This window comes from Pseudomonas sp. HY7a-MNA-CIBAN-0227 (assembly GCF_040310325.1).
Taxonomy (GTDB): Bacteria; Pseudomonadota; Gammaproteobacteria; order Pseudomonadales; family Pseudomonadaceae; genus Aquipseudomonas.
Genome location: NZ_JBEOPT010000001.1, coordinates 59,887 through 72,935 on the forward strand (window position 1 = coordinate 59,887; position 13,049 = coordinate 72,935).

The window sequence follows — 13,049 nt, forward strand, 5'->3', positions numbered from 1 at the left end:
GGAACGATCTTCAGCGAACGATCTTGTCCACCTGAATCCCCAACTTCTTCAACCGATACCAAAAGCTGCGTTCGGAGATGCCGATCTTCTGGGCCGCCGCTGCCTGCACGCCATTGCTCTCCTGCAATGCAGCCAGAATATAGGCCTTCTCCACTTGCGCCAGCGCCGCATCCAAGTCCTGGGGCACCCCTGGCCCGTCGCTGAGTATCGCCCCGACGCTATTGTCCGAAGGCCTTGAGGCAAACAGATACGTCGGTAAGTCGATGTCTTCAATCACCGGGCTGGCCGCCACAATAGTCGCCCTCTCCACGCAGTTCTGCAGTTCACGGATATTGCCCGGCCAGGCATAGGCGGCCATGGCCTGCAACGCTTCGGGGCTAAAGCCGGTGATGCGTTTGCCTGCGGTGGCGCTCAAGGTCTGGGCGAAATGCCGGGCCAGGGGCGCGATGTCTTCCACCCGCTCGCGCAGGGCTGGCAAGGGGATTGGAAACACATTGAGGCGGTAGTAGAGATCCTCGCGAAACTCCTTGTTGGCCACCGCCTCCAGCAGGTTTTTGTTGGTAGCGGCAATCACCCGTACATCGACCTTGCGCTCGCGCGGGTCGCCCACCGGCTCGATCACTCGCTCCTGCAAGGCCCGCAGGATCTTCGCCTGCAACGCCAGGGGCATGTCGCCCACTTCGTCGAGAAACAGCGTGCCCTTGTCGGCCTGCATAAAACGCCCGACCCGATCCGCCACAGCGCCGGTAAAGGCGCCCTTGCGATGGCCGAACATTTCGCTTTCCAGCAAGCCTTCGGGAATCGCCGCGCAGTTGACCGCCACAAACGGCTTGTCGGCGCGGTTGCCATGTTTGTGGATGGCCCGGGCGACCATTTCCTTGCCTGTGCCACTTTCGCCGGTCAGCAAAATGGTCGCGTTGCTCTCGCGCACCGAATCCACCGCCTGCAACACACGGCGAAAGGCCGGACTGTCGCCCACCAGGCTATCGAATTGTTGATGTTCATCCAGCTCGGCACGCATCCGCGCGTTGTCGCGCATGATGTCGCGAAACTGCAGGGCCTTGGCCACGGTGATGTCCAGCTCGTCAATATCGAAGGGCTTGGCGATGTAGTCGTAGGCACCGTTGCGCATCGATTGCACGGCGTTTTTCACGGTGCTGTAGGCGGTCATGACGATCACCGGCAACTGCGGGTAGCGCACTTTGATCTCAGCCAGCAGCGCCGGCCCGTCCATGCCGGGCATGCGCCAGTCGCTGATCACCAGGTCGATGTCTTCCTGCTCCAGCACCTTGAGGGCGTGCAGGCCGTTGCCGGCGGTGAATACCTGGATGCCGTTCTGGCTCAGGGCCGAGGATAGCAGGTCGCAGAGTTTGGGCTCGTCGTCGACCACTAATACGTTATGCGTCATGACTATCCTCATCATCGCCTTCGTCTTCACCGTTAGCCGGAATGTACAGACTGAAGGTGGCGCCGGCATCTTTCTCGCTCACGCATTCGATGCTGGCGTCATGACTCTCCATGATCGAGAACACTTTTGCCAGGCCCAGTCCGGTGCCCGATGCCTTGGTGGTGACGAATGGCGTGAAGATCCGTTCGACCATCTCGGCGGGGATGCCCTGGCCGGTATCGGCGATGCTGATCACCGTATTGTCGCCCACAGTGCTGATGCCCACAGTCAAGCGCCCACCTTCGGGCATGGCGTCGATGGCGTTGAGGATCAGGTTAAGGCAGGCCTGCTTGAGTTGCTTGGTATCAACGTAGATCGTCGCGCCAGGGGCCTGGTCGTCGATGTGGGCGTCGATGGTGTGGGTGGACAACTCTGGGGCACAAAACCCGAGGATTTCTTCCACCAACGGACGGGCCAACTGCACGCTGCGCAACGGCTCGCTGGGTTTAGCGAAGTCGAGGAAGTCGGTGATCAAGTCGTTGATCCGGCTGACTTCGCTGATCACGTATTCCAGGTGACGCTTGTCGGTGTCTGCCAAGTCGGCGCGGCGGTGCAGCAGCTGCGTGGCAGTCTTGATAATCCCCAATGGGTTACGGATTTCATGGGCCAGACCCATCGCCACTTCACCCAGGGCATGCAGGCGATCACGTCGGCGCAGCTGGGCTTCCAGGTGGTGCAGTTCACCGAGGCGTTCAGTCATGTGGTTGAAGGTGCTGCTCAACTGGGCCAATTCGTCACCGCCACTGACGGCGACGCGATGTTGATAATCGCCGCAAATCACCGCGCTGACCCCTTGGGATAAATCCCGTAACGGGCGGGTCAGGCGCTGGGAGACCAGCCAGCCTGTGCCCAGGGACAGCGCCGAGCTAAGCAGGAAGATCAGCACGAACAGGTTGCTCTGGTTGACCAGTCCTACCAGGCTGGTGTGGCGCAGCAGGCCGCTGAAGATCACGCCCTGCAACTCGCCGGTGTCGTTGAAGATCGGCCAGTACAGGCCGCTGTAGTTGCTGGTGAACTGCTCGCTGGGCTGCCTGGTGCTGCGCAGCAGGGCTTCGATGGTTTTCGGGATCTGGGTCGGATGATCTTCGAAGCGCTGGGTGGAAAAGATTTCCGAGAAGCCGGCGGTGTTGCCCAGGTACAGCCGCAAGTCCAGGGAATGCACCTCGGCGACGCTGGTGAGAAAACTGCTGTCCAGGTAGGTACCGACCAACAGTTTGTAATCAACCCCGTCCTGAGTGGTTTCAAACGTGGAGATCACCGCGCCGATGGGCACACCGCCGACCTGAACCGTCTGCAATACCGCATTCGGCGCCAGGCTGATCTGGCTGATCACATCGTCGGAGGCGGTGCTGTATACCACTTTGTGATCGCTGCTGCGGATCAGCGCCACCACGTCGATGTCGGTGGCGCTGGCGATGTCGGCGGTGAGTTTGTCGTGGCGCTGGTCCTGATGGGTCGACGGCGGGCGGATGTAGCGCAGGAACAACTGCGCAACCCGTGCGTTGTCGTGAAGGATGTCGCCGATCTCATCCTTGACGATACGGGTCGACTCCTGCAGCCAGATGCGCACGTTGCTGTCGAAAATCTGCGACAGGGTGGTGGCGGCCAGCTCGGCGGCAATCATGGTCGGAATAACGCTGACCAGCCAGAACGCCAGGACCAGCTTGCGCTGGACGCTCCAGCGCGAAATGGCAAAGGGGCGGGCTTTTCGGCGGGTCTTGTTGATCATCAGGTTTCGCTTATCGCAGCAGCCATGGCAGGGTCGGAACGGTCCGGGCGAATAAACACTTTTACGACGTTGAGCAAGGTGTTGAGCAGCCAGTTGCGATGACGGAAGAACACGCTATTGCCCTGGAACTCGCAGCCCAGGCGCAGCTTACTGGCATAACCGGCCTGCCCGCACTCATACACCGCAATATTGTGTGCAATGCAGTAGTCGACGTTGGTCAGCCAGCTGCGAAAGTACAGGTTGTGCTCACGGCTACGGGCCAGGTCGTGGGCAAAAAACTTGTCGATCAGGCGATGCTGGTCCAGCAGGATCAGGTTGAACGCCACCAGTTGCTCGTCCACCCAGTAAAGTACACAGACCGCCCGCTCTTCAAGCTGTTCGAGGATCGCGGTGAAATAGCCCGCAGGTAAACGCTCGAACTGCAGGTCGGCGCGGGCCAGGGTGGCTTCGTACAGGCGCATGATTTCGGGCAACACATCATCGATATTGCGCCGCCACTCGACCCGTGGCCCCGGCGCCCGCAGTTTGCGGCGCAGGTCCTTGCGGGTGGATTTCCCCAAGGAGCCGAGGTAGGCATCTACCGAGCCGTAGGGCACCGGCAACGAGGCCGACGGCAAGCTTGGCATCCGTTGAAAGCCTGCCGCCTTGCAGCTGTTGGACCAGTGTTCATCCTTGGTCGGTGCATCCTTGACCGCCAGCAGGCCAATGTCGAAATCATCGGCATCCCGCCGAGCGGCTACCAGCAACTGCTCTAGTAACGCCTGGCGCCGCGACTCAGGAATATGACTGGCAATGCCGGTATTGCACTGCTCGGCCACGGGCGAACCAATGGCGTACAGGCCCAGGCGCAAGACGCCCGGCCACAATCGATCCAGGCGCTGGGTAAAGCGCTTGCCGATGCCCGACACAGTGGTGTCGAGGCGGTAATGGGTGATGAACGCCGGGGCGACTGCTACCAGCGTCCCGGCCTCGAACACCGCCAGGTAACGCCACTGAAAATCATCAATGGCGGCGCTTTCCACGGCGACGTAGTAATCCCAATCCTCCAGGGCACCGGGAAAGCAGTCATTCCAGGCACAGCGCTCGATGGCCCGAATAGTCGAAAAGGCTTGGGCGTTAATCACGGATTTTCCTTGTGTCGCGAGGGGGACGTCTAGTGCTTGCTCGCGATGGATTTGAAGGCACCGCGTCAAACCAGGCAGCCTGCGTTATCGTTAACGACCTTCGCGAGCAAGCTCGCGTTTACAAGGGCGGCATGCTGTTGGATAAAGTCAGCACTCAACTCGATCACCCGACGGTATTGCAGGTCGACGGTGATCATGTGGTAGCAGTTATCCAGCAGGATCTTGGTCACCGGCCCGCCAAGATGGCGCTCCACATAATCGGCGTTCCAGCGGCTAGTAATGTCGTCCTCGACAGAATGCAGCACCAGCGCCGGCGTCTTGATCGACGGCATACGTTTTTTGACCACGGCATTCATCCGGTGCAGCTCGCGCACCGTCACCCCTTCCATGGTCAACAAACCAGCCTGGCTGCTCTCCCCCGCCTTCATCTGCCGTTCGACGATGGCCCGCAGGCGTTCGTTCTTGATGCCATAGGGCGGTTTCTCTTCGAAGCTGCACAGATGCACGCCGAATGGGATCTTCATCAGCAACGGCGTGAGGAACGCCAGCTTGTTGATGCTCCAGCCGTCGTACTTCAACGTCGTGGAGTACATCAACAACCCCGTCACCTGGCCCGCAAATTCCGAGGCCAGGTACATCGACATCACCGCGCCCATGGACAGGCCGCCGACGAACGCCTGGTCGTGGTGCTGCCGCACACCGACGAAGGTTTTGCGCACGCCTTCGTACCAGTCCAGCCAGCCGGTGGCCTGCAGGTCGCTGTTGCCCCCGCAATGCCCGGCCAGGGTCGGCACGTACACCGTGCACGTCCCGTCCTTGGCCAGGCCCTGGGCCACCCGACGCAGTTCCGTCGGGGTGCCGGTCAGGCCGTGAATCAACAGAACCCCAACCGGACCGTTGCCGAGAACGAAGCCTGAGTCACCTTCGCCCAGATCGATCTCAGCGCGGTTCACCGCTTCATTACCCGATTCAGCAACTGCTCAAGCAACTTCAGCCCCAGGTCGATTTCCGGGTAGCTGATTTCCAGGGACGGCGCCAGGGTAATCACGTTTTTGTAGTAGCCGCCCACGTCGAGGATCAAGCCCAAACGCTGACCGTCAACCACCATGTCACCCTTCATGCCTTCGTCGACCATGTAGTCCAGCGCTGCCTTGTCCGGAGTGAAACCGTCCGGGCCGCAGATTTCGCAGCGCAGGGCCAGGCCCAGGCCGTCGACATCGCCGATGATCGGGAAGCGCTTCTGCAACTCTTGCAGGCCATCGAGGAAGTATTTGCCCTTGGCCATGACCATCGCGCCGTAGTCGACTTCGCTGGTCATCTTGAACATTTCCAGGCCCACCGCCGTGCCCAACGGGTTGGAGGCGAAGGTGGAATGTGTCGAGCCTGGCGGGAATATTTTCGGGTTGATCAATGCTTCCTTGGCCCAGATGCCGCCCAGTGGGTTGAGGCCATTGGTCAAGGCCTTACCGAACACAATGACGTCCGGTTTGACGTCGAAGTGCTCGATGGACCACAGCTTGCCGGTGCGCCAGAAACCCATCTGGATTTCGTCGACCACCATCAGGATGCCGTGCTGATCCAGCACATGTTTGAGTTCGCTGTAGAAGTTCATCGGCGGGATCACGTAGCCACCGGTGCCCTGAATCGGCTCGACGTAGAAAGCTGCGTATTCGCACTGGCCGACTTTCGGGTCCCATACACCGTTGTATTCGGTCTCGAACAGACGGGCAAACTGCTGCACGCAGTGGCTGCCGTATTCTTCCTTGGTCATGCCTTTGGGGCCACGGAAGTGGTACGGGAACGGAATGAAATTGGCGCGCTCGCCGAAGTGGCCGTAGCGGCGACGGTAGCGGTAGCTGGAGGTGATCGACGAAGCGCCGAGGGTACGGCCGTGGTAGCCGCCTTCAAAGGCGAACATCATGCTCTTGCCGTTGGTGGCGTTACGCACCACTTTCAGCGAGTCCTCGATGGACTGCGAGCCGCCGACGTTGAAGTGCACGCGCCCGTCCAGGCCGAATTTTTTCTTGGCGTCGACGGCGATCATTTCTGACAGCTCAATCTTGCCCTTGTGCAGGTACTGGCTGGCGATCTGCGGCAGGGTGTCGATCTGCTGTTTCAGCGCGTTGTTCAGGCGTGGGTTGGCGTAACCGAAGTTGACCGCTGAGTACCACATTTGCAGGTCGAGGTAGGCCTGGTCTTCGGTGTCCCAGACATAGGAGCCTTCGCAACGACTAAAAATACGCGGCGGGTCGATGTAGTGAACGGTGTCGCCGTAGGAGCAGTACTTGGCTTCTTTATCCAGAAGCACCTGGTCTTCGGCGGTAGCGATACGGATATCAGACATGATGGAAGAGTTCCTGATTGTCGGAAGACGAGTTGAAGGAAGTAGTGTTGGCGGCGATGCCCTGGGGTAGCTTGGCCAGCAATGCAGGCAGCTCGGCAAAGGTGTCGAAGCGTGCGTAAGGAATCTGGTTGCGCTGGCAATGCTCGGCCAGGCGGCTCTTGGCGAAGACGAAGTCGGCAGTGGAAGCCACGCACATATCGGACTGTCCGTCGCCGATCACCAACACCCGCTTGTTGCGCGGCGTGGATTTGCACTTGCAGTTGCCGGAGGCGGCACGGCAGGCATCGCTGGAATACGGGAAGTCGATGCGCCAGCTGTTCTGGTCGACCTGGCGCAAGCGGTTGGCGAGGATCGGCAGCAAGGTCACGTAGTTGCGCGACAGAATCCGCGCGATGCCTTGTTCGATACCGTCGCTGACCACTTCGAGGGAGGCGCCCAGGCCGATGACGTGGTCGACGAAGTCGGGGAAGTCCGGGTCGATCTCGACGCTGTCGAAGTACGCCAGCAGCTCGGCAGGCGTCGCCTTGATCAGCGCCAGTTGGCGGCTCAGGCATTCGCGGGAACCGATATGACCATCCAGCCATTGCTGCTCGATGGTTTCCCACGAAGGATCAGCGAAGCGTTGGAGGACGTTGTCAATGACATCGGTGGGCGTGATGGTCCCGTCGAAGTCACACACGATATGCCAGTCAATCATCTGCATTTACCTATGAAGTAGGAGCGCGCTGTTGCGCTTGCAGAGGGATAGAGCAGGGAGTGTGCCAACTGATTAAAGCCCAGCAGGGCTGGGCTCTTGCGGCATTCGAGGCAGAAAATGTATCGACCTAGCTACAATTTTTGTAGGTTGCTACAAACAACATGAGTGCTTGCACAAGCCCTCACGCCTGCGCGTTCATACGCGCATGTTCAGAGAAGGGAAAGGCACCATGCTCAGGGTTACTTCATCTGTACTCGCAGGCGTGCTCGGTCTGTGCGCCTGTTCGGCATTGGCCGAAGGGATCACCGGCGAAGCCGGCCTGGGCGTCAGCTATCAACCGCGCGAACCCAGCGGCAGCCGCCATGAAACGGTACCCGTTCCCTACTTCGACCTGGATTGGGGGAATGTCAGCCTGGGCACCGACGACGGCCTGACCTGGAGCGCCTTCAACCGCAACGGTTTAAGCGTCGGCCCTTACCTCAATTATCTGCCGGGGCGTACCGCCAATGGTTCGTTGCAGGGCTTGCGGGATGTGTCGGACATGGCCGAAGTGGGAGGGTTTATCCAGTACGCGCCGGCCGATTTCTGGCGGGTCTATGCCCAACTGGGCCGAGCCGTGGGCGGCGCTCGCGAGCAGAGCGGCGTGTTGGGCAAGGTCGGCGGTGAGCTGGGTTATCCGCTGGGCGGCGGGATCATTGGCAGCAGCGGCCTGATGGCGCGCTTTGCCGATGATCGCCAGGCGCAGACGTTTTTCGGCGTTGATGATCATGAAGCGGCGGCGTCGGGGATTGGGCCTTATAACGCCAGCGGCGGTTTCCAGAACCTCACATTGACCCAGAGCTTCAAGTTTCCCCTGGCGCCAAAATGGTCATTGCTGACCAGCGCCAGTTGGGTACATCTGGTGGGCTCGGCGGCGGACAGCAGCATCGTCAGGCAGACCGGCGAGGTGAACCAAGGGCAGGTGCAGACGGCGATCAGCTACACATTTGATTGACCACACCTCTGTGACGAGCGGGCAAGCCCGCTCGCCACAGGGTTCGCGTCAACCAACGGACTGGTCAGTTCTCTTCACCCTCGGCCAACAACGCTATCCCGCCAATAATCACCACCACGCCCACCCAGTGCAGCACGCTGATGTGCTCGCCCAGGCCCAGCCACGAGCCGAGTAGCACCACCACAAACACCAGCGAACTCAGCGGAAACGCCAGGGACAGGCTGCTGCGCCGCAGAATCAGCATCCACACGAAAAACGCGCCGATGTAGCAGGCAATCGCCGCGAGGATTCCCGGATTGCCGGCCACGGCCAACAGCCATTGCACGGTAAAATCCATCTGTCCCAGTTGATCACCGGCGATCTTGGTAAACAGCTGCCCGGCGCTTTCGGTGCAAATCAGCAACGCCCACAGCACCACGGTGCCCAAGCGCCCATGCAGCCAGCCGACCGGGCTCATGGAAATATTTTCTGAATTCATGATTGAGTCCCTGCAATAGCCACCAGCATCACGCCGGCCGTAATGACCAACGTGCCCATCCAACGACGGCGGCTGACGGTCTCGCCGAGGATCATTTTCCCGGCGAACACCACCCCGCAATATGCCAGCGCCGCCGCCGGAAACAACAAGCTCAACGGCGCACGGGACAAGGCCTCAAGCCAGACGAAAAACTCGATGACATAGGCGCCGATCCCGGCCCACAGCAACGGCGCGTTAAACACCTGGCCCCAGAAGGCAGTCAGGCGAAAACCACCGTCCAGTTCTGGCAAACGGTCCAGGCCCAGTTTGAAACACAATTGGCCAATCACATCGAGGACGATGGAAAAGGCCACCAGCAACACCACGGTCAGGGTCACGGGAACAGCTCCTCGAACAGGTTAATCAACGCTTCATTGGTGGCCGAGTTGCGCAGCAAATCCTCCTCGCTCCAGCGCTCGGCGGGCGGTTGGTCGGACTTGGCTTCCCAGCGTTTGAAGGCGTTGCTGAAGGCCGGTTGAGCAAACTCGCCGCAGACATCGATGCCGATGATCCGCTTGCTCGCCGCCAACGCCCGCAAGGCTTGCAGCAGGTGGGTCAGGCGCATGCCGCCCTGGTCCCAGTTGGTGGCGGCGTCTTCGCTGGCCAACACATCCTTGTCGATGGTGATCCAGATCGCCTCGGTGGGCAGACTGGCGATCATCTGCTCGAGGAACTGCACCCAATCCAACTCGGCCAGGTTGCGCCAGTGCAAGTGATTTTCCTGTTGCTGGTGACCGGCGCCATCGCCCACTCGCCCCCAGACTTTCGAGGGCGCGTGCTGCCAGGGAAACAGCTGCAAATCCCCGCGTTTGAGGGCGCCAAGGTTACCGCCACGCAGTTGCGGGTTATGCAGGTCATCGCTGCACGGGCCGAGGGTGACGATGCGTTTGATCGCCGGCATCTTCAGCGCCCGGTTAACCCAGGAACCGCAGTGTCGACGCGGGGCCAAGCGGACCCAATCGGGATGGTTGTCGAAGTGGATCAGGCTGACCGGCTCTTTCAAGTCGGCGAGAAACGCGGGGGTCAGATGGTGATAATCGCCGGAGCCAACAAAGAAAATTTCCGGCCGCGCATCGATGGGCCGGGGCCGTTGTACCAGGCGTTCGGCGAAGCGCTTATAGGTTTTTTCGGTGGACCACAGGCGCAGTTTCGGGCCAAGGTCGAGCAGGTCCATGCGTGTCGCCTGGCCGCTGGAAAGACGCCGGGCAATCGGTGCCTGGGCCGTGAGGCTGTGGTCGAGGTCAAGAATGTTCAAGGTAATGTTTCACCCATGGCAGTGCCCATTCAGACACTGGGCTCATCACTCATGAACACCAGCCGAATGGGCTTTGCAGGGTGAATGCAAGGGACGGGCCAGGGGTTAGCCTTTGGCCTCGCTGAGAATCTGCCGAATCGCGCCGACAAAGGCTTCGGCCGGTTGCCCACCGCTGACCGCGTACTGATCGTTGAAGACAATGGTCGGCACCGAAGTCACACCGCGGGACACCCACAACTGCTCCTGCTCGCGAACCTCGGCGGCGTATTCATCCGACGCCAGAATCTGTGCCGCACGTTGCAGGTCCAGGCCAACACTTTCGGCAATCAGCGCCAGGGTGGCGTGATCGGAAGGGTTCTGCTGGTCGGTGAAGTAAGCTTTGAAGAGCGCTTCCTTGAGGTTGTACTGCAACCCTTCAAGCCCGGCCCAATGCAGCAGGCGATGGGCGTCGAAGGTGTTGTAGATGCGACTTTGGCCGTCGGTACGGAAGGCAAAGCCAACCTCTGCGCCACGGTCGCGGATCATCGCCCGATTGGCCTGGGACTGTTCAGCGGTGGAGCCGTATTTCTCGGTGATGTGCTCGGTGATGTTCTGCCCTTCGGCAGGCATGTTCGGGTTCAGCTCGAAGGGCTGGAAGTGGATCTCGGCTTGCACCTCAACACCCAACTGGTCCAGGGCTTCGGTCAAGCCGCGCAGGCCAATGATGCACCAGGGGCAGGACACGTCGCTGACGAAATCGATTTTCAGGGGAGTACTCATAACGCAACCTCGCTGGCTAAAACGCGCCGCAAAGGTCGCACCATACACCCCGCGCCAGCCTCACAAAAGCTTCGAAGGCGCCACCGGCTCGATCTGGGCCCAATGCGCCGCGTCTTCGCGATGGGCTTGCAAGTACGGCAACACCGCCCCCAGCAACGGCGCCTTGAACGCCTCCTGGAAACGGTGGGCCAAACCGGGAATCAGTCGCAACTGGCTGCCCTGAATGTGCGCCGCCAGGTGCACGCCGTGCATCACTGGCAGTAACGGGTCAGCGGTGCCGTGGACCACCAGGGTCGGCACACGCAGTTGGTTGAGCAGCGGCACCCGGCTCGGCTCCGCGAGGATCGCCATGATCTGACGTTTCACCCCTTGCGGGTTGAACGCCCGGTCGTAGGATAGCGCCGCCTGGTGCAGCAAAGCCTGACGATCATCCGTGACCTCAGGGCTGCCCAGCGCCGCCAGTAAATCGGCCTGCTGCTCCAGGGCAGCTTCGCGATTGGGCGCGCCACGTCGCGAAAGCAATTGCACCAGCGCCGAATTGGGCGCAGGCAGGCCTTCGGCCCCGGAGCTGGTCATGATCAGCGTCAAGCTTTCCACCCGCTCAGGCGCCATGGCCGCCAGGTGCTGGGCGATCATCCCGCCCATGCTCGCGCCCAGCACATGGAACTGCCGGACCTGCAATGCATCCATCAAGCCCAGCGCATCGTCGGCCATGTCTGTCAGGGTGTAGGGCGCCGCCACCGGCAGGCCCAATTTGTAGCGCAGCACTTCAAAGGTCAGGTTGGCACTGGCAGGCGCCTGGCGCCAAGTGGACAGGCCGACGTCGCGGTTGTCGTAGCGAATCACCCGAAAGCCTTGCTGACACAGGGCAACTACCACTTCGTCCGGCCAGTGGATCAATTGCCCGCCCAGGCCCATCACCAGCAACAACGCCGGATCGGAAGCACGACCGATGCTCTGGTAGGCCAGGCTGACCTGTTCCAGATCGACGTGTTCCGTCGGGACATTGACATCACATCGAGAAGCCGCAAAAGACGGCAGGCCGAACAAGAGAGCGGCCAGAAATAGCAACACGCGCATGAAAAACACCGAAACGCAGAACCCCAGTAGAGCCCGAGTCTGATGAAGTTTGTTCAAGCGCGCTGCCACAGTTACGTGACAGTTTGATGAAGAGCGCCCAGCGGTCGGTGTCGACAGCTAACGCAACATGAGACAAACTCAACCCATCCGAATTTGTCACAAGTTATTCTCATGGAGAGCCCATGCTCGAAATCCGTCATCTCAAGACCCTGCACGCTTTGCGCGAGGCCGAAAGCCTGGTGGAAGCCGCTGAGCGCCTGCACCTGACCCAGTCCGCGCTGTCCCACCAGTTCAAGGAACTGGAAGAGCGCATGGGCATGCAGTTGTTTGTGCGCAAGACCAAGCCGGTGCGTTTCACCAGCGCCGGCCTGCGCCTGCTGCAACTGGCGGACGCCACCCTGCCCTTGCTGCGTGGCGCCGAGCGCGATATCGCGCGCCTGGCCGGCGGCACTGCCGGGCGCTTGCACATGGCCATCGAATGCCACAGCTGCTTCCAATGGCTGATGCCGACCATCGACCAGTTCCGCGATGCCTGGCCGGAAGTCGAGCTGGACCTGGCCTCTGGTTTCGCCTTCGCGCCACTGCCGGCCCTGGCTCGTGGCGACCTGGACCTGGTGGTGACCTCCGACCCGCTGGAGCTGGCGGGCATTACCTATGTGCCGCTGTTCACCTACGAAGCCATGCTCGCGGTGGCCAACCAGCACCCGCTGGCGAACAAGCCCTACATCGTACCTGAGGACTTGCTTAACGAAACCCTGATCACCTACCCGGTGGAACGGGATCGGCTGGACATCTTCACCCGCTTCCTGGAGCCGGCCGACGTGGAACCAGCCCAGGTCCGCACGTCGGAGCTGACGGTGATGATGATGCAACTGGTGGCCAGCGGTCGCGGCGTGTGCGGCATGCCCCATTGGGCGCTGCATGAATACAGCTCACGGGGTTATGTGAAGGCCAAGCGGCTGGGGGAAAAAGGGTTGTTTGCCACGCTGTATGCGGGTATCCGCGCCGACATGCTGGATGCGCCGTATATGCGTGACTTCTTGCTGACGGCCAAGGACACGTCGTTTTCGACATTGGATGGGGTGAGCGCGGTTCGCTGAAAT

13 protein-coding genes are annotated in these 13,049 nt (G+C 60.8%); 2 read left to right on the forward strand and 11 right to left on the reverse strand.

Features of this window, described 5'->3' with window-relative positions:
- Nucleotides 1-10: 10 nt before the first annotated feature.
- The 6 genes from AAEZ06_RS00300 to AAEZ06_RS00325 all read right to left on the reverse strand — a co-directional run bounded on the left by AAEZ06_RS00300 (nt 11) and on the right by AAEZ06_RS00325 (nt 7,341).
- Nucleotides 11-1,408 carry a sigma-54-dependent transcriptional regulator gene (locus AAEZ06_RS00300; RefSeq protein ID WP_350612393.1) on the reverse strand — a complete coding sequence of 466 codons (1,398 nt, stop codon included), beginning with the start codon at nt 1,406-1,408 and terminating at the stop codon, nt 11-13.
- Nucleotides 1,398-3,176, reverse strand: coding sequence for a sensor histidine kinase (locus AAEZ06_RS00305; RefSeq protein WP_350612395.1), 1,779 nt, complete (start codon nt 3,174-3,176; stop codon nt 1,398-1,400). Before AAEZ06_RS00305 ends, AAEZ06_RS00300 begins: the two co-directional genes overlap by 11 nt.
- Nucleotides 3,176-4,300: a GNAT family N-acetyltransferase gene (locus AAEZ06_RS00310; RefSeq protein ID WP_350612397.1), complete on the reverse strand. Its 1,125-nt coding sequence runs from the start codon at nt 4,298-4,300 to the stop codon at nt 3,176-3,178. Before AAEZ06_RS00310 ends, AAEZ06_RS00305 begins: the two co-directional genes overlap by 1 nt.
- Nucleotides 4,301-4,365: 65 nt before the next feature.
- Complete coding sequence (locus tag AAEZ06_RS00315; RefSeq protein ID WP_350612399.1) at nt 4,366-5,253, reverse strand: alpha/beta hydrolase; 888 nt, start codon at nt 5,251-5,253, stop codon at nt 4,366-4,368.
- On the reverse strand, nt 5,250-6,644 hold the full coding sequence (locus AAEZ06_RS00320) for an aspartate aminotransferase family protein (RefSeq protein ID WP_149411036.1): 1,395 nt from the start codon (nt 6,642-6,644) through the stop codon (nt 5,250-5,252). The genes AAEZ06_RS00315 and AAEZ06_RS00320 overlap by 4 nt, the downstream gene beginning before the upstream one ends.
- Nucleotides 6,637-7,341 carry an MtnX-like HAD-IB family phosphatase gene (locus AAEZ06_RS00325; RefSeq protein ID WP_149411035.1) on the reverse strand — a complete coding sequence of 235 codons (705 nt, stop codon included), beginning with the start codon at nt 7,339-7,341 and terminating at the stop codon, nt 6,637-6,639. The genes AAEZ06_RS00320 and AAEZ06_RS00325 overlap by 8 nt, the downstream gene beginning before the upstream one ends.
- A 229-nt stretch (nt 7,342-7,570) precedes the next feature.
- Here AAEZ06_RS00325 and AAEZ06_RS00330 point away from each other — a divergent pair, with 229 nt between their 5' ends.
- The gene (locus tag AAEZ06_RS00330) at nt 7,571-8,335 is read left to right on the forward strand and encodes a MipA/OmpV family protein (protein ID WP_350612401.1); all 765 of its coding nucleotides are present in this window, start codon (nt 7,571-7,573) and stop codon (nt 8,333-8,335) included.
- Nucleotides 8,336-8,399: 64 nt separating this feature from the next.
- On the opposite strand, the gene AAEZ06_RS00335 is transcribed toward AAEZ06_RS00330, so the two are convergent.
- From AAEZ06_RS00335 to AAEZ06_RS00355, 5 genes are all read right to left on the reverse strand, one after another.
- The gene (locus AAEZ06_RS00335) at nt 8,400-8,792 is read right to left on the reverse strand and encodes an EamA family transporter (protein ID WP_371923851.1); all 393 of its coding nucleotides are present in this window, start codon (nt 8,790-8,792) and stop codon (nt 8,400-8,402) included.
- Between the two features lie 17 nt (nt 8,793-8,809).
- Nucleotides 8,810-9,190 (reverse strand): DMT family transporter, encoded by a 381-nt coding sequence (locus tag AAEZ06_RS00340; protein ID WP_149411032.1) that lies wholly within the window; start codon nt 9,188-9,190, stop codon nt 8,810-8,812.
- A complete protein-coding gene (locus tag AAEZ06_RS00345) occupies nt 9,187-10,107 on the reverse strand; it encodes an arginase family protein (RefSeq protein WP_149411031.1) in 921 nt (306 codons plus the stop codon). The genes AAEZ06_RS00340 and AAEZ06_RS00345 overlap by 4 nt, the downstream gene beginning before the upstream one ends.
- A 105-nt stretch (nt 10,108-10,212) precedes the next feature.
- Nucleotides 10,213-10,866 (reverse strand): DsbA family oxidoreductase, encoded by a 654-nt coding sequence (locus tag AAEZ06_RS00350; protein ID WP_149411030.1) that lies wholly within the window; start codon nt 10,864-10,866, stop codon nt 10,213-10,215.
- Nucleotides 10,867-10,926: 60 nt separating this feature from the next.
- Nucleotides 10,927-11,946 (reverse strand): alpha/beta fold hydrolase, encoded by a 1,020-nt coding sequence (locus AAEZ06_RS00355; protein ID WP_149411029.1) that lies wholly within the window; start codon nt 11,944-11,946, stop codon nt 10,927-10,929.
- A gap of 182 nt (nt 11,947-12,128) precedes the next feature.
- Here AAEZ06_RS00355 and metR point away from each other — a divergent pair, with 182 nt between their 5' ends.
- A complete protein-coding gene (gene metR / locus AAEZ06_RS00360) occupies nt 12,129-13,046 on the forward strand; it encodes a transcriptional regulator MetR (protein ID WP_133099722.1) in 918 nt (305 codons plus the stop codon).
- The last annotated feature ends 3 nt before the right edge of the window (nt 13,047-13,049 follow it).

What these genes read in the sequence shown, in the direction of transcription:
- AAEZ06_RS00350 (WP_149411030.1), bottom strand. Translation starts at nt 10,866, where the DNA reads ATGAGTACTCCCCTGAAAATCGATTTCGTCAGCGACGTGTCCTGCCCC.
- AAEZ06_RS00330 (WP_350612401.1), top strand. Translation starts at nt 7,571, where the DNA reads ATGCTCAGGGTTACTTCATCTGTACTCGCAGGCGTGCTCGGTCTGTGC.
- AAEZ06_RS00300 (WP_350612393.1), bottom strand. Translation starts at nt 1,408, where the DNA reads ATGACGCATAACGTATTAGTGGTCGACGACGAGCCCAAACTCTGCGAC.
- AAEZ06_RS00355 (WP_149411029.1), bottom strand. Translation starts at nt 11,946, where the DNA reads ATGCGCGTGTTGCTATTTCTGGCCGCTCTCTTGTTCGGCCTGCCGTCT.
- AAEZ06_RS00325 (WP_149411035.1), bottom strand. Translation starts at nt 7,341, where the DNA reads ATGATTGACTGGCATATCGTGTGTGACTTCGACGGGACCATCACGCCC.
- metR (WP_133099722.1), top strand. Translation starts at nt 12,129, where the DNA reads ATGCTCGAAATCCGTCATCTCAAGACCCTGCACGCTTTGCGCGAGGCC.
- AAEZ06_RS00335 (WP_371923851.1), bottom strand. Translation starts at nt 8,792, where the DNA reads ATGAGCCCGGTCGGCTGGCTGCATGGGCGCTTGGGCACCGTGGTGCTG.
- AAEZ06_RS00320 (WP_149411036.1), bottom strand. Translation starts at nt 6,644, where the DNA reads ATGTCTGATATCCGTATCGCTACCGCCGAAGACCAGGTGCTTCTGGAT.
- AAEZ06_RS00305 (WP_350612395.1), bottom strand. Translation starts at nt 3,176, where the DNA reads ATGATCAACAAGACCCGCCGAAAAGCCCGCCCCTTTGCCATTTCGCGC.